Source organism: Pseudoalteromonas sp. NGC95 (genome assembly GCF_015864705.1).
GTDB classification, from domain to species: Bacteria; Pseudomonadota; Gammaproteobacteria; order Enterobacterales; family Alteromonadaceae; genus Pseudoalteromonas; species Pseudoalteromonas arctica.
The window spans coordinates 121,654-144,761 of record NZ_JADYWR010000007.1 but is presented as its reverse complement, the minus strand read 5'-3'; the positions used below and the strand labels follow the sequence as shown (position 1 = coordinate 144,761).

17 protein-coding genes are annotated in these 23,108 nt (G+C 39.7%); 14 read left to right on the top strand and 3 right to left on the bottom strand.

Features of this window, described 5'->3' with window-relative positions:
* The first annotated feature begins 53 nt into the window (after positions 1 to 53).
* Positions 54 to 1,472, top strand: coding sequence for a coniferyl aldehyde dehydrogenase (locus I6E70_RS08680; protein WP_010553932.1), 1,419 nt, complete (start codon positions 54 to 56; stop codon positions 1,470 to 1,472).
* Between the two features lie 143 nt (positions 1,473 to 1,615).
* On the opposite strand, the gene I6E70_RS08675 is transcribed toward I6E70_RS08680, so the two are convergent.
* Entirely contained in the window at positions 1,616 to 2,341 is a 726-nt protein-coding gene (locus I6E70_RS08675) for a tetratricopeptide repeat protein (RefSeq protein WP_007582012.1), read from the bottom strand.
* Positions 2,342 to 3,028: 687 nt separating this feature from the next.
* Here I6E70_RS08675 and I6E70_RS08670 point away from each other — a divergent pair.
* The 7 genes from I6E70_RS08670 (at position 3,029) to I6E70_RS08640 (ending at position 10,950) form a co-directional block, all read left to right on the top strand.
* On the top strand, positions 3,029 to 3,892 hold the full coding sequence (locus tag I6E70_RS08670) for a DUF6279 family lipoprotein (RefSeq protein WP_197188525.1): 864 nt from the start codon (positions 3,029 to 3,031) through the stop codon (positions 3,890 to 3,892).
* Between the two features lie 85 nt (positions 3,893 to 3,977).
* Positions 3,978 to 5,006 (top strand): XdhC family protein, encoded by a 1,029-nt coding sequence (locus I6E70_RS08665; RefSeq protein ID WP_197188524.1) that lies wholly within the window; start codon positions 3,978 to 3,980, stop codon positions 5,004 to 5,006.
* A complete protein-coding gene (locus I6E70_RS08660; protein ID WP_197188523.1) occupies positions 5,000 to 5,593 on the top strand; it encodes a nucleotidyltransferase family protein in 594 nt (197 codons plus the stop codon). The genes I6E70_RS08665 and I6E70_RS08660 overlap by 7 nt, the downstream gene beginning before the upstream one ends.
* 199 nt (positions 5,594 to 5,792) lie before the next feature.
* Positions 5,793 to 6,281, top strand: coding sequence for a (2Fe-2S)-binding protein (locus I6E70_RS08655; RefSeq protein WP_007582016.1), 489 nt, complete (start codon positions 5,793 to 5,795; stop codon positions 6,279 to 6,281).
* A 12-nt stretch (positions 6,282 to 6,293) separates the two neighbouring features.
* Entirely contained in the window at positions 6,294 to 8,585 is a 2,292-nt protein-coding gene (locus I6E70_RS08650; protein WP_121955117.1) for a xanthine dehydrogenase family protein molybdopterin-binding subunit, read from the top strand.
* Positions 8,586 to 8,771: 186 nt separating this feature from the next.
* Positions 8,772 to 9,743 carry a GTP 3',8-cyclase MoaA gene (moaA, locus tag I6E70_RS08645; protein WP_024593165.1) on the top strand — a complete coding sequence of 324 codons (972 nt, stop codon included), beginning with the start codon at positions 8,772 to 8,774 and terminating at the stop codon, positions 9,741 to 9,743.
* A 169-nt stretch (positions 9,744 to 9,912) separates the two neighbouring features.
* Positions 9,913 to 10,950 carry a GGDEF domain-containing protein gene (locus I6E70_RS08640; RefSeq protein WP_197188522.1) on the top strand — a complete coding sequence of 346 codons (1,038 nt, stop codon included), beginning with the start codon at positions 9,913 to 9,915 and terminating at the stop codon, positions 10,948 to 10,950.
* A 10-nt stretch (positions 10,951 to 10,960) separates the two neighbouring features.
* Here I6E70_RS08640 and I6E70_RS08635 read toward each other — a convergent pair whose 3' ends face one another.
* Positions 10,961 to 11,899 (bottom strand): LysR family transcriptional regulator, encoded by a 939-nt coding sequence (locus I6E70_RS08635; RefSeq protein WP_007582020.1) that lies wholly within the window; start codon positions 11,897 to 11,899, stop codon positions 10,961 to 10,963.
* A gap of 119 nt (positions 11,900 to 12,018) precedes the next feature.
* Between I6E70_RS08635 and I6E70_RS08630 the strand changes: the two genes are divergently transcribed.
* The 5 genes from I6E70_RS08630 to I6E70_RS08610 all read left to right on the top strand — a co-directional run bounded on the left by I6E70_RS08630 (position 12,019) and on the right by I6E70_RS08610 (position 21,389).
* Positions 12,019 to 13,188 (top strand): efflux RND transporter periplasmic adaptor subunit, encoded by a 1,170-nt coding sequence (locus tag I6E70_RS08630; RefSeq protein ID WP_010553924.1) that lies wholly within the window; start codon positions 12,019 to 12,021, stop codon positions 13,186 to 13,188.
* 9 nt (positions 13,189 to 13,197) lie between these two features.
* A complete protein-coding gene (locus I6E70_RS08625; RefSeq protein ID WP_002958688.1) occupies positions 13,198 to 16,350 on the top strand; it encodes an efflux RND transporter permease subunit in 3,153 nt (1,050 codons plus the stop codon).
* A complete protein-coding gene (locus I6E70_RS08620; protein ID WP_197188521.1) occupies positions 16,343 to 17,755 on the top strand; it encodes a TolC family protein in 1,413 nt (470 codons plus the stop codon). Before I6E70_RS08625 ends, I6E70_RS08620 begins: the two co-directional genes overlap by 8 nt.
* 10 nt (positions 17,756 to 17,765) lie before the next feature.
* A complete protein-coding gene (locus I6E70_RS08615) occupies positions 17,766 to 18,794 on the top strand; it encodes a zinc-binding dehydrogenase (RefSeq protein WP_197188520.1) in 1,029 nt (342 codons plus the stop codon).
* A gap of 339 nt (positions 18,795 to 19,133) precedes the next feature.
* Complete coding sequence (locus I6E70_RS08610; protein WP_197188519.1) at positions 19,134 to 21,389, top strand: acyl-CoA dehydrogenase; 2,256 nt, start codon at positions 19,134 to 19,136, stop codon at positions 21,387 to 21,389.
* Between the two features lie 190 nt (positions 21,390 to 21,579).
* Here I6E70_RS08610 and I6E70_RS08605 read toward each other — a convergent pair whose 3' ends face one another.
* The gene (locus I6E70_RS08605) at positions 21,580 to 22,542 is read right to left on the bottom strand and encodes an integron integrase (protein WP_197188518.1); all 963 of its coding nucleotides are present in this window, start codon (positions 22,540 to 22,542) and stop codon (positions 21,580 to 21,582) included.
* A 300-nt stretch (positions 22,543 to 22,842) separates the two neighbouring features.
* Here I6E70_RS08605 and I6E70_RS08600 point away from each other — a divergent pair, with 300 nt between their 5' ends.
* A complete protein-coding gene (locus I6E70_RS08600) occupies positions 22,843 to 23,097 on the top strand; it encodes a hypothetical protein (RefSeq protein ID WP_197188517.1) in 255 nt (84 codons plus the stop codon).
* Positions 23,098 to 23,108 lie beyond the last annotated feature (11 nt).

The window sequence follows — 23,108 nt, the reverse complement described above, 5'->3', positions numbered from 1 at the left end:
AAAACAGAACAAGGTTATAGTCTGCGGTAACTTTAAAAATTGAGTAATCTATTTTGAGCACCGACACATCACAGGCAATGCCTTTAATTCCCCAATTTGATGAATTGCAAAAAAGCTTTCTCGAAACACCTTACTTGCCAATTGATAAACGTCTCGTTTTATTAAAAAAACTCCGTGTACGTATTGTTGAACTTGAGCAAGAGCTAGTGGATGCTGCTTCAAAAGACTTTGGTTACAGAACCGCTTTCGATACTCTACTTGGCGATATATTGCCTACGGTTCAAACACTCGCGCACATTATCAAAAAGCTACCAAAATGGGCAAAGCCAAGTAATCGCTCTGTAGGTTTAAGTTTGTGGCCTTCAAAAGTAAGTGTTAATTACCAACCTAAAGGTGTGGTTGGTATTATTGCACCGTGGAATTACCCCATTCAGTTAGCGTTAGTACCTGTGCTTACCGCCATAGCTGCTGGTAATAGAGTTATGCTCAAATTAAGCGAGTTTACACCTCACACAAACGTCGTTATCGAAAAAATATTTAAAGACGACATGCAAGCGCATTGCAAAATAATACAAGGCGGTAGCGACGTAGCCGCGCAGTTTTCATCACTGCCATTTGCTCATTTATTATTTACGGGGTCATCGGCCGTTGGTAAATTAGTAATGGCGTCAGCGAGTCGTAATTTAACACCAGTAACGCTCGAACTCGGTGGTAAATCGCCAGTTATTATTACGCAAAATGCCGATATTAAAAAAGCGGCGCAAGCTTTACTGTTTGGAAAAATGGCCAACGCAGGGCAAATATGCGTTGCTCCCGACTACGTATTTGTACCTAAAGAGCTTGAGCATCAGTTGGTTCAGCAATTATGCGAGCTTTATAAAAAGCACTTTAAAGACGGTGTTGAAGGTAAAAACTTAACTTCTATTATTAGCGATGCACACTATAAACGTTTAGCAACCTATTTAGAGCAAGCACAAGAGCTTGGCGCAAACATTATTAAGCCACTTGAGCAAAACCAGCAAGATGAGCAAAAACATCGTATGGGGCTGCACTTAGTGACTCAAGTTACTGACGAAATGCAGCTTATGCAAGATGAGTTATTTGGCCCAATACTACCAATAATGAGCTATGACAAGCTCGACAGCGCAATTGACTATATTAAAGCCCATCACCACCCGTTAGCGCTTTATATTCTAGGGCAAGATAAGCACGCTCAAGAATACATTATGAAGCAAACAATCAGTGGCACTGTGGCAATAAACGACACGTTAGTGCAAGTAACTGCTGACGATGCGCCTTTTGGTGGTGTAGGGCATTCAGGAATGGGGCATTATCATGGCATAGAAGGGTTTTTAACGTTTAGCCATGCTAAAAATACGTTAGTATCGGGCTCGTTTAATCCTCGTATTGTTATGCTGCTAAAACAAAGCAAACTTCTTATTAAGCTACTAAAGTGGCTTTACATAAAATAAGAGTGTGTTGATTTTGTAAAGTTGAATAGATTTTTAACTTGCTAAATCAAGATATTAAAAAGGCTGAATTACGTTATGTAATTCAGCCTTTTTAGATTAGTTTCAAACTAAGGTCTTAAACTCTTAAACTTTAAAATAAGACTTTAAAATAAGCGACCTTCGCCAGCATAGGTACCCACTTGTATTTTTGCATAAATGGCATCGGCTTTTTCTTTAGCTTCTTCAATTTCTTTAGGCAGCATTTTACGCTCATCAAGTTTGCGGCTATGACTCGCTTGCATATTGCCGTTGTACTCAGCGATAGTATTCCAAATGTATGACTTTTCTAAATCTTTTGGCATACCTAGCCCTTCAAAATACATGAGGGCTAAATTGAATTGTGCTAAAGAGTAATTGTTTGCAGCTGCTTTTTCGTACCAGTTGCGTGCCGCTTCATAATCTCGCGTAACGCCCACGCCATTAGAATACATTACACCTAAATTAAACTGAGCCGCAGGCAGGTTTTTATTGGCTGCTTTTTCAAATAAGGTAACAGCCATTTGGTGATCAAGCTTTACGCCTTTACCTTCGTCGTATAAAACAGCTAACGCAAACATTGAATCCGGATGGTTCTTTTTAACGCCTTGTTGATAAAGCGCAGCTGCTTTGCGGTAATCGCGTGTTACACCATATCCACCTTCGTATAATTTAGCTAGTTCGTAAATTCCTGGCGCAAAACCTTTATCTGCAAGGTATTGAAATTCTTTTAGGGCGACTGCAAATTCACCTTCGTTAGCTGCTCTTATGCCATCTTCTAATGTTGCATGAGCGAAAGGGCTGGCAAGTAAAACGCCAGCAAGAACGAGTGCTTTCAAATTAAACTGTGACATATTAATGTCTCCAATTAGTAATAGTTACGATAGGTTTTAGGGCCAGTATATCTTGCCGCGATTAAATAGCGCCTAAATAGAACAAGTTTTAATCCCGAAAGGTAAACAGACTTTAGTTAAATGCTAAATTATTAAATTTTTGCACTATTTGCGCATTTTAAACGTTTAATACTCAATGCATTTAAGTAGAGACTAAATCGGTTATTATAAATAGATGCAAAAAAGGGTGTCTACTGTTATGTTTTACGCCAGCTTTAGCGCAAACGCAAGGCGATACCTTATCAGATCGTGCGTATAAAATGTAAATAATAGCGCGGTGGGCTTTTAAGGTAAGTAAACGAGTTTAAGAAGTGTAAGATACAGATTTTATAGAAAATTTAAAGAAATAAAAAAAGCCCGTTAGGGCTTTTTTGAGTCATATTAACCGTCACTAATATGAGCAATGTAGCAAGTAAATGTGATATTTGATGTTATTACTTGGGTCGAGTAAGTAATAACACGAAGCGGCACGCTCTTCTTTTAATGTGTCAGCATCCTTGCTGAATTTTCTTCCGTAGGCACTGAGGTCGTTACACTGTGTTTGTGCGAACGATTATCAGTTAGATCTAAATGCAAGTCAATGCTTAAATGATAATTATTATCAAATGAGTTTTGAGCTTTGCCACAATCTAAATAATAGAGAAGGTTATGCTTAATAATTTCAAAGCAAAAAAACTAAAACAGATATGCCTTGCTGTAAGTATGTTGTTTTTATGTAGTTGTTCGGCATCTTTTACTTACAATAATTTGAGTTGGCTTTCATCGTTTTGGGTTGACGATTATGTTGATTTAAATAAAAAGCAAAATACACAGCTAAAAAACATAATTACAACAACACAAAATTGGCACCGAACTACCCAGTTACCCGCCTACAGACAAGACATACAAAATATAAAAGTATTGTTTAACCAAACATTGGAGGCTAAACAATTAAAAACACAGGTTGTGCTTGCAAAACAACATTGGCAGAACCTACTTGGGTACGCAAAACTGCCTTTAGCTGAACTTGGGGCAACCTTATCAAGTGAGCAAAGAGGTGAGCTTTTAAACAATATCCAAATAAAAATTAACGACGAACGCGAAGAGTTTAACGAACAAACCCCGCTTGAGCGAAAAAGTGAGCGTTTGGAAGAGCAATTTGAATACTACGAGCAGTGGATAGGCAAGCTTAATAAACAACAAAAAACGCTGATTAAATTAACTAATGAGCAACATCAAGATGCAGGAGCGCTGTGGTTAGAGTACAAGCAAAACCGTTTGAATGCAGCCAAACAGGTATTCACAAATGCTGAAATTACAAAAAAAGAATTTATAAATCAGTTAAGTACGGTTATTGAAGAGCGCGAACTTTATATGAGCGACGCACTATTGAAAAGCAACGAAGCAAACTTAAATTTATATATAAATTTACTCTACGAATTAAACCTAACTCTAAATGATAAACAACGCCAAAGCGTTAATGATCAATTTGATGAGTTAATTGAGACCTTAAACGATATAATAGAAAACTAAATTGTGCGTGAATTATTAAGTTTTAAATTAGCTGTTTAGGCTGGTTTGTTTTTAAACGCAAAAAATGCTTTTTAAAGGGCAATATATGGTTACAGATTTGAAAAGTATCTTAAACACTTGGTATCTCAATAGGGACAACCAAGAATGGGTTTTAGCTACTTTGTACAAAATTGAAGGCTCTAGCTACAGAAAATTAGGGGCTATGATGCTTATTTCGAGCCTAGGCGAGCGCTTGGGCATGCTTTCAGGAGGCTGTTTAGAAGCTGACATACAGCGCCACGCTAAACAAGTAATGAGTACTTTAACCAGTAAAACCATTAGTTATGATGCCACCGATGAAGACGATTTAACATTTCAACTTGGCATTGGTTGTGGGGGCATAGTACACATTTTACTGCAGCCCATTCACAAAGCTAATGACTATTTACAGTTAGAGCTTGTATCTAAAGCACTTAATGAGAATAAACCAGGGCGATACCTTCAACAAGTAAGCCCCATTTTGCCAGCCGGCAGTGGTGTATTTACGCAAAATGATGAGTTACATGGTTTATCAATGAACCGCAAAGCGCAGTTGGTAGAATTACAAGGCGCTACGTGCTTGCAAACCTCTATTTATCCACCGCCTCATTTATTAATAGTGGGTGGTGGGGCCGATGCAGTTCCGGTTTATACATTTGCCAAACAACTTGGTTGGAGTGTAACTGTATGGGATACACGTGCTGCCAATGCAAAAAGGCAATACTTTAAAAATGCAGATGCTATTTTGCGCTTCGCACCGAGTGAGTTAAAAGAATATTGCATAACTAATAAAGTAGATGCTGCTATTTTAATGGCTCACAGCGTTGAACTTGACGCCAGTACGTTGGCTCAATTTAAAGATGTTTCTTTTAAATACATAGGGTTATTGGGTCCTAAGCACAGACGTGAACAAGTTTTAGAGCACGCAAATACGCGTGTTTCACAAATAAAGTCTCCTGTTTTTGGGCCTGTCGGTTTAAATTTAGGCGGCGACTCGCCAGAGAGTATTGCACTATCGCTGATCAGTGAAATACATGCAGTGCTGTGTGACAAAAACGCCCAATCGCTAAGCCATTGGGGGCAGGAGCCGTGCTAATTGCAAAAGTTGTTTTAGCCGCAGGTCAATCATCTCGCTTTAACGGCTGTAAATTAACGGCTGATATCGGGTTTGGCAAAACAATGATTGAGCATGCAGTAAATACACTTCAAGCACTTGATGACACGCCGGTGTATGTAGTTACCGGGGCATGGCATAAAGAAGTATCACAAGCACTGGCAGGTTATAAAAACATAGAGCTCATTGAGAACAAGCAATGGAGCCAAGGTTTAGGTAATTCAATCGCGATAGCTTCTCAAACAGTGTTTAAAAATAAGTCCTTTGATGGGATTTTATTTATGCTCGCGGATCAGGTTGAGCTAAAAGTAGCACACTTAAGTGAGCTAGTTACTGGTTTTACACGTAATCCATCGCGCTGGTGCGCAAACTATGGCGAGCGTTTAGGTGTACCCGCTATATTCCCAGCGGTTGATTTATCTCAGCTTGCAAGCTTAACTTCAGATAGAGGTGCACAGCAATTACTGCGCTCCAGCAGTGAGGACGTCAATACAATTAGTTTACGTAGTGCGAGTTTAGACATAGATACTCAAAAGCAGCTAAGTAATTTTATAGCTAAAAATGAGTGAGAAAATAGTAGTAGGGCAAAATAAGTTTTAGCTGCGCTAACGCTTTAGTGCAGTGGTTATGGTATTTAGCTGTTAATGTAGCTGATGCGGTAACTATATGTGTTATGGATTAGTAGTTACAACAATCTTAACTGTTATAACCCGTATTTAAATTAAATAATTTAAACACGGGTTATAAAGCTTAATCAAGGGGCAAGCTATGGTGACGTTTACAATTAATGGCAAGGTGGTTGAATCACACGCAAGTGAAGATACACCATTGTTATGGGTTATTCGTGATGAAATTGGATTAAAAGGTACGAAGTTTGGTTGCGGTATTGCAATGTGTGGTGCGTGTACGGTGCATTTAGATGGGCAAGCAACTCGCTCATGTGTTTTACCAATTGGCGCAATTGCAGGAAAAAACATTACCACAATTGAAGGGCTTAATAACGAACACCCACTTCAAAAAGCATGGGTTGAAGAGCAAGTACCACAGTGCGGTTACTGTCAGTCGGGACAAATAATGCAAGCTGCTACATTACTGGCAGCTAATCCAAGTCCTTCAGATGAAGAAATAGTAAGCCATATGAATGGTAACTACTGTCGCTGTATGGCTTATAAACGTATTAAAACTGCTATTCAACGCGCTGCAGATGAGTCACAAAGTGTAGTAAATATATTTGATCCAAATGCACAAGACGCTTAACTGGAGCCGATAATGAAAAAATTATTTCAAAAAAATAGCGAAACCGTTAATTTAAATCGTCGCTCGTTTATGATTGGCACTGCTAGCGCAGGCTTAGTCATGGCGTTTGCCCCTGCGTTATTTTCGGGTTCGGTCAGTGCAAAAGAATCAATTGCGCAACAAGCTTTCTCACCAACCATTTGGTGGACTATGAGCACCGACGGCGCCGTAGAAGTAAGTATTGCAAAAGCTGAAATGGGTCAACATATTGGTACTGCTCTTGCGCGCATTGTGGCTGATGAGCTTGAATGTGATTGGGATAAAGTATCAATTACCTACGTAGATACCCATGAAAAATGGGGCTTTATGGTAACGGGTGGTTCGTGGTCTGTATTTCAAAGCTTTAAGCCATTATCTCAAGCCGGCGCTGCGGGTCGAATTGCATTAATAGAAGCTGGAGCTAAAATGCTCGGCGTGCCTGCAGACAAATGTCGTGCTGAAAAGGGCTATATTATTGCAGGCGAAAAATCGGTTAGTTATGCTGACATAGTTAAAAAAGGCGAGTTTAATCGTACATTTACCAGTGATGAAGTTGCAAACCTTCCACTAAAACCGGCTAATAAACGTCATTTAACAGGGCTTAAACAAGACTTTAAAGCGCTTGATATACCAGCCAAAACAAATGGTACAGCAGTATATGGGATAGATGTAGAAGTTGAAGGCATGCTGTACGCGCGACCAGTAATACCGCCAACCCGTTATGGCAGTACAGTAACAAACGTTGACGATAGTGCAGCAAAAGCTATTAAAGGTTACAAAGGCTATGAAATTTTAAATGACCCTAGTAACACAGTGCAAGGCTGGGTTGTTGTATTAGCTGATAGTTACCCAAGTGCCATTAAAGCAGTAGATGCTTTAAAGGTGAGTTACAAAAAGGGTGAGTCAGCAAATATATCTGAAGCTGATATTCAAAAAGAAGGTAAGCGATTATGCGAGCAACGCGACTCGGGTACTTTATTTGTTGATCAAGGCGATATAAAGAAAACCCAAGCAGACGCCAGTGAGTCGTTAGAATCAATGTATACCACAGCGACAGCGAGTCATTATCAGCTAGAGCCATTAAATGCGGTTGCAGAATTTAAAGACGGAAATTGGATTATTCATACTGGTAACCAATGGCAGTCACTTACGTTACCTGCGCTTGCTAAAGCACTCGAAATAGAACAAAACAAAGTAATTATTCGTCCTTATTATTTAGGTGGTGGTTTTGGTCGTCGATTATTTGGTGACTGGACTGTACCTGCAGCTCTAACCGCAAAAGCAGTAGGTAAACCAGTAAAGCTGGTATTTACACGAGCAGACGATAGTTTATTCGATCAGTCTCGTTCTGCATCTGCTGCAAAAATGACAGCGTCGTTTGATAAAAACGGTACTTTTACTGGTTTAGAGCATGCATTTGCTGCAGGTTGGCCTACTAAAGCAATGGCACCAGGGTTTTTATCACCGGGTGTTGATGGTAAAGGTAAATTTGATGCATTTTCGGCATCAGGCGCTGATCATTGGTATAGCATGAGCAGTCACCGTGCACGCGCTATTAATAACGAAGTTGCACAAAGCACCTTTACTCCAGGTTGGTTACGTTCAGTAGGGCCTGGCTGGATTGCATGGAGCCTTGAGTCGTTTATTGATGAAATTGCCCATAAGCAAGGTAAAGATCCAGTTCAATTTAGAATTGAAATGTTAGACGGTAAAGGCAAGCAAGCGGGTAAAGCACCTGAGAGCGTTGGCGGAGCACTGCGCTTACGTAATGTGCTTAAAACGGTGTCTGATAAAGTAGCTTCTGTTAAATTAGCAAAAGATGAAGGCATTGGTTTTTCTGTAAGTTCAGGGCAAGAGCGTACCATGCCAGCATGGCTTGCAACCGCAGCGCATGTTCATGTTAACCGTGATAGTGGTAAAATAACGCTCAAAAAGCTCTATGTTGTTGTAGATGCTGGCTTAATAGTTCACCCAGATGGCGCACTGGCGCAAATTGAAGGTTCGTTACTATGGGGCAGCAGCCTTGCATTGCATGAATCAAATACGTATAAAGATGGGCAAGTATCAGCGACTAACTTTAATACTTATTTACCACTAAGAATGCAAGATGTGCCAGATATTGACATTGAATTTTTACAAAGTGATGAGTTTCCAGTTGGTTTAGGCGAACCTGGCGTTATAGGGGTTGCTCCTGCTATTGGTAATGCTGTATTTAATGCAGTAGGCGTACGTTTACGTGACCTACCAATGAAGCCAAGCGAACTTAAAAAAGGCTTGGAAGCGTAAAACAAAAATAACTAAAGGGGTATGCTTTATGCTGGCCCTTTAAGTTATTAAATATATTTATGTAATTATTATTTATGTATCAATAAGTAGCGTTGTTTATACCAATTTGCTTAATTAAATGATTAAGTATTATTGCAAATTGGTATTAGGTTGTTATTACGTGTTGATATTAGTTAAGGTTTATTTATGCTAATCGACCCAACAGGGCGAGAGTTTAGTTACTTACGTTTGTCTATTACTGATGTATGTAATTTTAAGTGTGTTTATTGTTTACCAGATGGTTATCAGGGCGGGCCAGACCGTGGCTTTCTCACAATTGATGAAATTAGCAACACGCTTAAAGCGTTTGCACACCATGGTATCGAAAAAGTAAGGATCACCGGCGGAGAGCCAACGCTTAGAAAAGATTTTATAGATGTTGTTCGCGCGGCAAAAGATGTCGCGGGCATAAAAAAAATTGCAATGACTACCAATGGTTTTTCCCTTCATAAGAATATTCATGACTGGGTAGATGCAGGCTTAAACGCCATTAATGTAAGCATTGATAGTTTAGATTCGCGCATGTTTAACACCATTACTGGGCATGACAAATTTACCTCAGTAATGAAAGGTATTGATACTGCGCTTGAAACGGGTATTGATTCGGTAAAAATAAATAGCGTGTTGATGAAGCAATACAACGCAAAAGAGTTTGATACATTTTTAAATTGGGTTAAACACCGTCCCGTTACCATCCGCTTTATAGAGTTGATGCAAACAAACGACAACAAAGCCTTTTTTGATGCTAACCATGTTTCTGGGCAAGTTTTAAAAACTCAGTTATTACAAACGGGTTGGCAGCAAGTTGCGCGTAGTGCATCAGCAGGTCCTGCTCAAGAGTTTGCTCATCCTGATTATCAAGGCAGAATTGGTTTGATCATGCCTTACAGCAACGACTTTTGTAGTACCTGTAACCGATTAAGGGTTACAGCAAAAGGGAATCTGCACTTGTGTTTGTTTTCTGAAGAGGGTATTTCGCTAAGAGAATATATGAACGACAGTTCAAACAGTGAATTAATGGCATTGTTATCTCGTTATATTAAAACCAAAAAGCCAACTCACCTTTTACACCAAGGTAATACAGGTATTACTACTAATTTATCCATGTTAGGTGGCTAGTTGTTAAAGCCACTTAGTGATATTAAAGCATCAAACGTGTTTCTAAAACACACTACATTATCCCTAAAATGTAAATAACTGGTTGTATCTACATGGTTTTATATCAACAAGGCTTGTTAAATTGTATTTTCACGTTAAACTTACTTTTTATTTTTATTAAGTGATTAGAATGGATATCGCGGCTCTTAATAGCACTAAATCATTAAGAAAGGACGTTCTGAGAGGGATGTGTCTTTGTTTTGGTTTTTTATCGGTAGGATTTGCGGGATTTAATTTAACCGTAAATAACTTTCCATTGCTTGGCTACATCGAAATCTGTTTTTCTATTTATTGTATATTTACTTATATTTCACTTATACGCCGTCCACTACAGTTTTGGCAATCCTTAATAATGTGTGTACTTATAACGCTAATTGTTATTTTAGGTACATCCTTAGCATCGCCTCGTAATGGTGTGTTTGTATGGTCATTTGCATTACCTATTTTGTACTACCTGTTATTAGGTAAACAATATGGTGTAATTTTCTCTGCAAATTTATTAGTTATCCAAGTGTTTATTTTAGGGAGTAAGTCTACACTTGCCCCCTTTGAAACTTTTAACTTATCCCTTAATCTACTCTGTGCTTATTTAAGTATTTGGGCGATTTCTCATGTTTTTGAAGGGAGCCGCTCACATTTTTCAAAGCGACTTAAAAATTTAGCGTTACTTGACCCATTAACGGGTGCAGGTAATCGCCTTTCAATGAACCACTACTTTGAAGTAGAACTACAAGATAAGTCACAGTTATATTTGTTTTTACTCGATTTAGACTTTTTTAAGCAGATAAATGATGAGCATGGCCATGGTGTCGGTGACCAAGTACTTATCGAAGTGGCCACTTTACTAAGAGTTGTGCTTGGTAGAGGGTATGTATTTAGAGTAGGCGGAGAAGAGTTTGCTTTATTTAGCTCTTTTGAAAATGATGAGGCTGCACTTAATACCGCTGAACAAATAAGAGCACGTTTTGAAAATACCACGTTTGACATTGACGGCCTTGCAATCAATGTTACAACCAGTATTGGTGTGGCAAAATTTAAAAGTACTAATTCATTGGAAAGCTTTGTAAACCAAGCAGATAAACAGTTATACAAAGCAAAACAATTTGGCCGCAATAAAGTGTACTGTAAGTTTAAAAAAGAACATGACTACGAAACGGTAGTTGCTTAAGCAGGATTACTTAATACATTTGCTCAAAATTGGGGATCCCGTTTTCCCAAATCGGTTTATCTTTTCCTAAATGCTCGCGCACAGCATCAAAAAACAACCGGGTCCTCACTGGTAAATCTCGGTGCGGATATACGGCATACATCGCACTAAACTCCATCAGTTTTACATCGGTCAATAAAGGCACTAGCTTACCTTGTATTATTTCATCACCAATAATAAATGCAGGGGCAACAAAGTAAGTTGTTCCCGATAATGTTTTCATTAACAATGACTCGGCATCATTAGCACGAAACACACTTTTTATTTTTTGCTCGCAGCGTTCACCTTTACTATCGTAGTAATCTATGGTTTCTACTCGAATAGAATTACTGGCATAGCTTGCTGCTGGTAATTGCGCTAACTCTTCGATTGTTTTTGGCATACCGTAAGTTTCAATAAACTGCGGTGCAGCTAAAATTAATAATCGGTTACGCGCTATTTTACGTGCAATAAGTGACGAATCTTTAGGCTCACCTACACGAAAAGCCAAATCAAATCCTTCAGAGACTATATCTACTAATCTATCGTCTAAACGCAGTTCAACTTCTACTTGAGGAAAGCGTTTTTGAAAATCATTAAGTACAGGTTGTAAATAACGACGACCAATAAGTGTTGATGAAGTGATTTTTAATACGCCACGCGGTTCTAAATGGTAGTTTTCAGCCATGCGTACGGTTTCGCCGAGCAGCTCTCTAAGCTCAGCTGCTTTTTTGATCATTTCGGCACCCGCCGCTGTGAGCGAAAATGAACGCGTGGTTCGGTTAAGTAACCTAACGCCTAACTCATCCTCTAAACGGCTAATTTGTTTAGATATAACAGAGCGATCTATGTTGCGTATTTCTGCAGCTTTTGCAAAAGAGCCTTGCTCAACCACTTCAAGTAACATTAAAAGTCGACTTGTTGTATCCATTATTACACCTTAACTAATCTATTGATGCCATTTTGGCATTAATGAATTTAAAAATCTATGGTTTTTACACACGGGTTTAATCCGTATTATGCGAGGCTAATCAACAATGGAGCGTCTTCATGAACAAACATCTAATTGCTGCTGCACTTACTGCGGCATCTTTAACACTTGCGGGTTGTGCTGATGAGAGCACAGCTCAATCAGCACCTGCACAGCAACTTCAACCAATTGATGTAGCACAGGTGCTTGTTAAGCCGGTACAAAGCTGGCACACATATACAACTCGTTTAGAGTCTCCACAAGAAGTTGCTTTAATGCCGCGTGTATCGGGAATCATCGATAGCATTGAATTTAAAGAAGGCGACGTGGTTAAAGAAGGCGATGTTTTATTTCAATTAGATGCTCGCCCATTTGCTGCTGTGGTTGCTAGCTTAAAAGCGCAAATCAACAGTGCAGAAGCTGCCTTAGAGCAAGCTAAAAGTGAAGACAAACGTGCGGTACGCTTATTAGACCGTAAGGCAATCTCAACTGAACAAGCACAAGCGCGTACTTCAACACTACGCCAACGCGAAGCACAGCTTTCTGCACTTCAAGCACAACTTACTTCAGCAGAGCTTGATTTAGAGTTTACGTCAGTAGTATCACCAATTGATGGCATTATTTCCCGCGCAAATATTACTAAAGGTAATAACATACTTGCGGGTCAAAGCGTATTAACATCGATTGTCTCAAACCAAGCTATGTACGCTTACTTTGATGTTGATGAGCGCACATGGAATAGCTCTTTTAATGATGTTACTGCTGCGAGCCATCAAACTGTTGTAATGCAAAAAGTCGGTCAAAGTGATTTTGCATACAAGGGCTACATTAACTTTATCGACAACCAAATTAATTCATCAACGGGCACATTACGTGTACGTGCGGTATTTAATGAAGACAGCAACCAATTACGCGCAGGCTCGTTTGCACGTATCAAGCTTGCAGCCAATTCTATTAGCGACGCTATTATTATCCCAGAACGTGCAATTGGTACCGACTTAAAAAATCGTTTTGTATTAACGGTTGGCGAGAACAACGTACTTGAATACAAACTTATCACTACTGGTGAGCGTTACGGTGCATTACGTGCGGTTACATCGGGCCTTAACGAAGGTGATGTTATTGCTGTAAATGGCCCAGCTCGCGTAGGCCCTGGTATGCCAATCTCTCCGCAAACAGTAACAATTGATACAAGTGGTGTGGCATTTACATTGTTAAATGACAACGCACAACTTGTGGCTAAGCAATAAGGTTTATTGATGAAATTTTCGCATTTCTTTATACAGCGTCCAATATTTGCGGCCATGCTGTCATTGGTTATTTTAATTGCTGGTGGTATATCACTATTCCAATTACCAGTAAGTGAATACCCAGAAGTAGTTCCTCCAACTGTAGTTGTTACCGCCAACTACCCGGGTGCTAACCCTACCGTTATTGCGCAAACAGTGGCAACACCGCTGGAGCAAGAAATTAACGGCACTGAAAACATGCTATATATGTTTTCGCAAGGTACCAGTGATGGCCGCATGACACTAACGGTAACCTTTGCGTTAGGTACCGATTTAGACCGTGCTCAAGTACAAGTACAAAACCGTGTAAACAGTGCACTTCCGCGTTTGCCTGAAGAAGTACAACGTTTAGGTGTTGTGGCTGAAAAGTCATCACCAGATTTAACCATGGTAGTGCATTTATACTCACCTGAAAAAACGCACGATACAGCTTACTTATCTAACTATGCTGATTTAAACATTAAAGATGAAATTGCGCGCTTACCAGGCGTAGGTGATATTCGCATGTTTGGTGCTGGTAAATACTCAATGCGAGTATGGCTAAACCCAGATGCACTTGCTGCACGCGAATTAACAGCAACAGATGTAGTAACAGCACTTCGCTCGCAAAACCAGCAAGTTGCTGCAGGTAGCTTAGGTGCGCAACCAATTTCAAACGACAGTCAATTTCAAATATTGTTAAATGTTAAAGGTCGTTTAAACAGTATTGAAGAATTTGAACAAGTTATTATTAAAGTAGGCGACGAAGGTCAGTTAACGCGTTTATCTGATATAGCCCGTGTTGATTTAGGCCAAGACACTTACGCACTGCGTGCAGAGCTTGACAACCAACCAGCACTTGCAATGCCAATATTTCAACGCCCAGGTTCAAACGCTATTGAGCTTTCTGATCAAGTACGTGAAACAATGGCGCGCTTATCTAAAGATTTTCCTACCGGTGTTGAATACGACATTGTGTACGATCCTACGGTATTTGTTCGCGGCTCAATTGACGCGGTAATTGCAACGTTGCTTGAAGCAATTGTACTGGTAGTTATTGTTGTTATTGTATTTTTACAAACGTGGCGTGCATCAATTATTCCGCTAATTGCTGTGCCTATTTCACTCATTGGTACGTTTGCCGTAATGCAGTGGTTAGGTGTCTCAATTAATACCTTGTCGTTGTTTGGCTTAGTATTGGCCATAGGTATTGTTGTAGATGATGCGATTGTAGTTGTTGAAAACGTAGAGCGTAATATTGAAAAAGGCTTATCGCCACTTGAAGCAACCCGCGTTGCAATGAGCGAAGTAACAGGCCCTATTATTGCCATTGCGCTAGTACTAAGTGCTGTATTTATTCCTACTGCGTTTATTACCGGTTTATCAGGTCAATTTTATAAGCAATTTGCACTTACAATTACAATTTCGACTATTATCTCAGCGTTTAACTCACTAACGTTATCGCCTGCGCTTGCTGCATTGTTATTAAAATCACATGATGCAAAACCAGATGCGTTCACGCGTTTACTTAATAAATTGTTTGGTCGTTGGTTATTTAAACCATTTAACCGCGTATTTAATCGTGGTGCTAAAGGTTACGAAAAACTGGTACAAAAACTAATTCGTATGACCGTTGTTGTAATGGTGGCTTACATCGCACTTGTTGGTGGCACAATTAAGTTATTTGATACCGTACCAGGTGGCTTTATTCCACAGCAAGATAAACAGTATTTAGTGGCTATTGCGCAGTTACCTGACGCATCAAGCCTTGATCGTACTGAAGATGTACTTGCTCAAATGCAGCAAATTGCACTAGAAGTACCAGGCGTTGCACATACTGTTGCTTTTCCTGGCTTATCAGTGAACGGTTTTACGAATAGCCCTAACAGCGGCATTGTATTTACACCACTTGAGAGCTTTGATAAACGTACCGACCCAAGCCAATCAGCGATGGCGATAGCGGCGCAGTTGAATAAACGCTTTGCTGCCATTGATGAGGCATTTGTAGCGGTATTTCCACCGCCGCCAATTCAAGGTTTAGGGACTACCGGTGGTTTTAAACTGCAAATAGAGGACAGAGCTAATAAAGGGTTTGAAGCACTATTTAATAGTCTGCAAGCCGTTATTGGTAAAGCGCAACAAGACCCTGCATTAATGGGCCTGTACTCAAGTTTCCGTATCCAAGTTCCACAAATGGATATTGATATTGACCGTGAGCAAGCGCTTATTCAAGGTATTCCACTTGATGAAGTATTTAATGCCCTGCAAATTTACTTAGGCTCTGTGTACGTAAATGACTTTAATATGTTTGGCCGTACGTACCAAGTAAATGCACAGGCTGATGCTGACTACCGCTTAGACCCTGATCAAATACTTAATTTAAAAGTACGTAACCGCTCAGGTAATATGGTGCCTCTAGGCTCTGTATTAACAGTAACACCAACAATTGGTCCTGACCGTGTTATGCATTACAACGGTTACCCAAGTGCAGAGTTAAATGGTAGCCCAGCGCCAGGTTATAGCTCTGATCAAGCACAAGTTGCTATTGAAAAAGTACTCGCAGACACACTACCAACAGGTATTGAATATGAGTGGACTGAAGTAACGTACCAACAAGTACTTGCCGGTAACACCATGGTTTATGTATTCCCGTTAGTTGTATTACTTGTATTTATGGTACTTGCAGCGCAGTACGAGAGCTTACGTTTACCACTGGCAATTATATTAATTGTTCCTATGACTATTTTCTCAGCCTTGTTAGGTGTGTGGTTTGTTGGCTCTGACAACAACATATTCACCCAAATAGCGTTAATAGTACTGGTTGCGTTGGCCTCTAAAAATGCAATATTGATGGTTGAATTTGCAAAAGATAGACACGACTCAGGCTTATCGCACTTAGAGGCAATACTTGAGGCATGTCGTATGCGCTTGCGCCCAATATTAATGACCTCAATTGCATTTACAGCAGGTGTTGTACCTTTAGTACTTGCCACCGGTGCGGGCGCCGAAATGCGACACGCAATGGGTAACGCAGTATTCTCAGGGATGATAGGTGTAACCGTGTTTGGCCTATTGTTTACGCCGGTATTTTATATGTTAGTGACTAACAAAAAAGAGAAAGCGCAGGAGAATACTCATGACTAAATTAATGCAAAAAAGACTTAAAACAAGTCTGACTGCCAGTGCGGTATTAGTCGTTGCGTTTTTAGCCGGGTGTGCGAGTAAAATAGACACCATGAGCGAGCAAAAAGCCGTTAACGAATTTGTTGCCAAAGCTAATATTGCTAGTAACGTTAGCGTTGCTGATGAAACAAGCTGGTGGAAAAAGCTTAATTCTGATCAACTAAATGAGCTTGTTACTGGTGCGCTTGCAAATAACTATAATTTGCAAACAAGCCAGCTAACACTTAAAAGTGCATTAGCGCGATTAGGAGAGCAAAAAGCCCAGTACCTACCGCAAGGTGGCGTAAATGTTGGCGCAGCTCGAAGCGATGCACCAAGCGTGTTTGACCGCCAATCAAGTGCAAATGTTGCACTTGATTGGCAGCTAGATTTATTTGGTCGCATAACAGCGTTGGTTGATGCTGCAAATGCATCAGCCATGAGCCAAGCAGAGCAAGTACGCTTATTACAAATTGAAGTAGTTTCGTCAGTCGTTAAAGGCTTTGTAAGTTATCAAGGGAATGTTGAAAAACAACACATTGTTACGCTACAAATTGAAGCGCTTGAGCAAAGTATTGACGTTCTTCAAGCCCGAGTTGACGAAGGCGTAGCAAACGAACTTGATTTAAACCGTACGATGGCGCAGCTTAGGCAGCAACAAGCATTAATGCCTGCTATTGAGTATGCAAAATACAGCGATTTATCTGCTCTTGCAGTACTAAGCGGTAAGCTAGCGCAAAATATTGCTATTGAAAACGAGCAAGGCGTGCTTGAACGTGACTTTAGCGTAGCACTAAAAAACGCTAATAATGCCATTGCCTTACGTCCAGATATTAGCCGTGCACTGTTTGACTTTAGCCAAGCAAATAGTTTAAGCGTTGCAGCTAGTAAAGCGTTATTACCAGATATTAGTTTATCTGCATTTGCAGGGGTTGTGAGTATAGATAGCACAGGCTTAAAAAATACCGACCAACAGTGGCAAGTAGCGCCGCAGTTGCAATGGTCGTTATTAAGCTACCCAGCATTATTAGCACAGCGCGACGCGCAGCAGTTTTTAAGTGAAGCCGCTTACAGCGATTATCAACAAGTAGTATTAACTGCACTAAGTGAAAGTGAACTTTCACTGCAATTGTTGGTCAATCAAGCACAGCAAAAACGCTTTGCCGATGAGCGCTATGACTTTGCTAATAAAGCATTTTTACAAGCACAAGCAATGTACGAAGAAGGTCAAATTCCTTACCTTGAGTTGTTAGATGCGCGCCAGGATGTTTTAATAGCACAAGAAAATGCTGTTGAAACAACAATTTCTTCACTGCTTGCCAAAGTAAATGCTTACCAGTCATTTAATGGCCAATGGAGTTATGCGTTAAACGACACTAATAAGTAGAGTTATATTGATGCCAAATACTGAAAATTTACATGAATACATTATCCCGCAAACAATGCGCGCTATTGTACTGCCAGAACCAAATGAAGCAATTGACTTAGCGGATGCTGAGCTGCCTGTTCCTATTTGTGCAGATAACGAGCTGCTTGTAAAAGTAGAGTACGTTGGTTTAAATCCAGTTGATGGTCAATTTGCTAAAACAGGCTTTTGTAAATGGCAGTATCCACACATTTTAGGCTTAGATGCCGTAGGTGTTGTGGTTAAAGCTAATAAAGGTGTGTTTCCAAATGTTGGCCAGCGCGTTATGTGGCATGCCAACATTGGTGAGCAAGGTGCTTTGAGCGAATACACCAAGGTACCTAACTTTGCAGTGTCGGTTGTGCCAAGCGGTTTAAATGCAGCCATTGCAGCAACACTTCCATGCGCCGGTATGGCAGCACTTATTAGCTTAGATAAAATAGGCATTAGTGAAGGCGATACTATTTTTATTGAAGGCGGAGCCGGAGCGGTAGGGCAGTTTGCTATTCAATATGCAAAGCAGCGTGGTGCAGATGTATTTACCACGGCATCAAAGCGTAACCATAAGTTGGTTAAGCAGCTAGGCGCTGATGTGGTTTTTGACTATAGCGATAAAAAGCTATGCGAAAAAATCCGCAGAGAACTTGGCCCACAAGGCTTTGATGCGGTTATTGATACGATTGGTGGTGAGTGTACTCAGCGTAATATTGAGTTAATGCGTTTTTGCGGACGTATTGCCTGCTTAAATCCGCTACCTTGTTTTGATCAAGACTTAATGTATCACCGAGCGCCCAATATTAGTGTTGTATCGATTGGTGGTGCGTGGCTTGCTAATAGTTTATGTGCACAACAACGTTTGAGTTTTATGGGCAATCTGTTACTTGAAGGCGCTGTTAGTGGCGACATTAAACACCCAGAAATAACGCCCGTAGATTTTAGTGCTGAGTCAGTATCGCAAGCGCTTAATAAACAACTTGCTGGTGGTTTTACCGGCAAGCAAGTTGTTAAAGTTGCTAAGTGAAGCGCTTATACAATTTGATTTAAATTTAGGTAGTTTTAGCTAGATTAATTGATAATGTAGCCTCTACAAATTGAATAAAAACGTAGCCTATTTGTGCTGCGTTTTTTTATGCCCATCAAAAAATAGATACAGCGCTAGAGCTTTTGCTGTTTTATTCATCATTTTAGCTAAAATACTTTTTTTCAGCGTACAACTGTAAGCCTTTGTGTTTCAACAGTTTACGTTCAGGTAAAGAAAATAAATTGAAAAAACTGTTAATTAATTGAATAGAGTAATTGATCTAAACGATTTTTTATGACGTAATGTAGTTATTATTTAGCTGGTCGGATGAGTTCAATCATGAGTTTACGTACAAAACTAAAAAAAGTATTACCAAGTATTTCTATCACAGAACAAGAAGCGCTAGACGCGGGTGATGTATGGCTTGAAGGTTCTATCTACCAAGGTAAACCTGATTTCAGTGCACTTCGCGACGTACCTGCTGCTACATTAAGCGCAGACGAGCAAGCATTCTTAGACGGTCCAGTAAAAGAACTACTGGGCATGATTGACGATTCAGTGATTCAAAACGGCATTCATTTACCAAATGACATCTTAGAATTTTTGAAAAAAGAGCGTTTTTTCTCGCTTATCATTCCTAAGTCGTTTGGTGGTTTAGAGTTTAGCCCTTATGCAAACTCTACTATTGTTGGCACAATTGCGACTAAAAGCTCAGCAGTTGCGGTAACCGTAATGGTTCCTAACTCGTTAGGCCCGGGTGAGCTATTACTTCACTTTGGTACGCAAGAACAACAAGCACATTACCTACCACGCCTAGCAAATGGTACAGACATTCCATGTTTTGCATTAACAAGCCCAGAAGCGGGTTCTGATGCAGGTGGCATTCCAGACATTGGTACAGTTACTAAAGGCATGTATAAAGGCGAAGAAGTACTTGGCCTTGAGATCACATGGGACAAGCGCTACATAACGCTTGCACCTATTGCTACTGTACTTGGTTTAGCCTTTAAAGTAATGGACCCTGATGGTTTATTAGGTGGTAAAGAAAGCTTAGGTATTACCTGTGCACTAATTCCAAAAGAGCACCCAGGTGTAGAGCTTGGTAATCGTCACGACCCAATGGGTATTCGTTTTTACAACGGTACTACACGTGGTAACAAAGTATTTGTACCAATGGACTTTGTTATTGGTGGACAGAAAAATATCGGCCGTGGTTGGCAAATGCTGGTTAGCTGTTTAGGTGCTGGCCGTGGTATTTCATTACCTGCGCTAGGTGTTAGTACAGCACAAGTTGCATTTAAATCAGCATCTGAATACGCAGCAGTGCGTGAACAGTTTGGTTTAGCCATTGGCCAGTTTGAAGGTATTCAAGAAAAACTAGCTGACATTGCAGGTAAAACATACCTACAAGAAGCAATGCGCGTACTTACAACTGAAGGCTTAGGCATGGGCTTAAAACCATCAGTAGTAACCGCAATCGCTAAATACCACATGACAGAGCTTGGTCGCGACGTGCTTGATTCAGCAATGGATATTCAAGCAGGTAAAGCGATTCAAAACGGTCCACAAAATACATTAGCAAGTGGTTATGTTGCTCAGCCGATTGCCATTACGGTAGAAGGCGCGAACATTCTTACACGTAACCTAATGATCTTTGGTCAAGGTGTTATGCGTTGTCACCCATATTTACAATCTATGGTTGAGTCAATTCACAGCGAAGACAAAGGCGCAGATAAAGAATTTAACGGTATTTTACGTAAAACAATTGGTTACAGCACAGCAAACAGCTTACGTGCTTTCCGGTTAGGTGTTTTACCATTTACAGCAAGTGCTAATTCTGAATTACCAGAAGTACGTGACTACGAAAAAGCAGTACATAAATTATCTGCAAAACTTGCAGTGTACGCAGACTTTTCGTTATTGGTACTTGGCGGTAAATTAAAACAAGCAGAAATGCTATCGGCACGTTTAGGCGATGTAATGAGCTTCTTATATGCAGCTATGGCATCAATTAAATACTACGAGCAAAAAGTATCAAGTAGTGACCGTGAGCAAGCAGCGCCGTATTTCCATTACGCGACTCGTTTTGCACTACAAAGTGCTGAAGAAGCATTGCATAAGTTTTTAGATAACTTCCCTGCAAGTGGTACACGTAAGTTTATTCGTTTCATTACAATGAACTACTCAACTAAAATGCCAAAAATTAGCGATGATTTAATCCGCGAACTAGCTAAGCAAGCTCAGCTAGATACCGCATTTAAAGCGCAAATTACGCATTTAGTTAAACCAGTAGTAGGCGATGGTCATCATATTAATGAGCAAGCTTACAAAGCTAAAATGGCATCACTTGGCGAGCTGGCTAAAGTTAAAAAAGCACTACGTGCTAAAGTAATTAAACCAGGTATACGCTTTAACATCACGCTTGATAACGCACTAGCGGCAAACGTAATCACGCAAGCTGAACACGTTCAGTTAATTGATTACAACATCAAACGTGAAAAAGCGATTCGTGTAGATGAGTTCGATTTTGATATGAACCTACTAGACGATAACGCACAGCCGATTAACCCGCTTAAAAGCATAGTTAATCAGTAAGTTAAAGTAATTAAATTCAATAATGCAAAGCGCCCGCAGTATCGGCGCTTTTATTGTTGAAAAGTATTAGTGTGGAGCCCCGCTTGTGTAAAAACAAGCGGGGCTTTTTTATGTGTTTTTTAAAGTAGAAATAGATAGCGGTATTGATTTGTAAGCGAGTATGTATCTGTAGAGGATTAAAAAGAGACGCTTATAATCTTGAAAAAGGACTAATAACCCCATTAGCACCTTGCTGCAATACATGGGTATAAATTTGTGTAGTACGCACATCACTGTGACCTAGCTGTGTTTGTACTGTGCGGATATCAGCGCCGCTTTGCAGCAAATGCGTAGCGAAAGAGTGACGCAAAGTATGTGGCGTAACATGTTTGTTAATATGTGCATCAAAAGCGGCTTTTTTAACAGCGCGTTGTAATTGTTTTTCATCGATATGATGACGTCTTAATTGCTTACTCTCAGGATCAATGCTTAATTTATGTGATGAAAATAAATATTGCCAGCCCAGCTGTCTATTGTGGTTTGGATATTTTTTACGTAATAAATGAGGCATGTAAGCGCCGCTATATAAGGGGGTTTTCAAATCTAATTGCAGGTAACTATCAACTAATTGTATTTGAGAACGTAATTGCGGTGTGAGCTCTACTGCAAGCGTTACAACACGATTTTTGCCTCCTTTGCCATCCCAAATTCGAATGCAGTTATAGTCAAAGTCAATATCGTGTATCCGTAAACGTAGTACCTCCATTAAGCGCATACCGCTACCATAAAGTAATCCACAGGGTAAATAATGCTTTGCAGAGCACACTTTAAAAAAATTATTTATTTCTTGCTGCGTTAAAACTACCGGTAGTTTAGTTGCTCGTTTGCTCTTAATAAAACCTAATGATAATGAAAGTGGTTTTTTAATCACTTCTTTAAATAAAAAGCTCAATGCATTTAAGGCTTGCGCTTGAGTGTTAGGAGCAACATTTTGTTGGTTGACAAGGTGGTTTAAAAAAAGTTCGACCTCATTGTCTCCCATCGTTGTTGGGTGCCTCATAGAGTTAAATCGAATAAACGAAGCTATCCAGTATAAATACGCTTTAACGGTACTTTTAGCATAACGCTTTAGATACATTTGTTCGGCTATCATAGTTAAAAAAGGTGATTTCATGATATGAATCTCTAGCAAAAGTTAACTGTGTATATAGACAGTGCTTGTTGTTTTGTCCAATATTACTGATCTCCACCATTTCGGTGCATTTTCGCACTGATTAAAAATAATTTTCAGTTAACTAATTGTTTACAGGTGTTTATTTGATGGTTAAGATAAATGCATTGTAATATATGGACATTTGTCGGTTTATAAAACGACAAATGTCGTAGACAAAGTTGTTATGTTTATATCGTTCTAAAAATCGGCTATATTATTATATGAAATATAACTAACTTTTAATAAATAAAGGAATATATGATGAAAAGTTTCACTCTAATCACTTCATTAATTTTACTTTCAGCTTGTAGTACTATTGATTCAAATCAGTCTCAAAAGTATACCCTTGTATACTCAGACGGGGCTCAAGTTAGTACTCATAGTAGTTATAATAACTGCCAAGCTGCTGCAATTAGAACCAATATTCGGAAAGCCAACGAATGGAATGCAACTCATAAATCTCATCAAAGAGTCCCTGTGCAAGATAGCTCACCGAAGCAAGCAAGTTGTAAATAAACATAACAAGT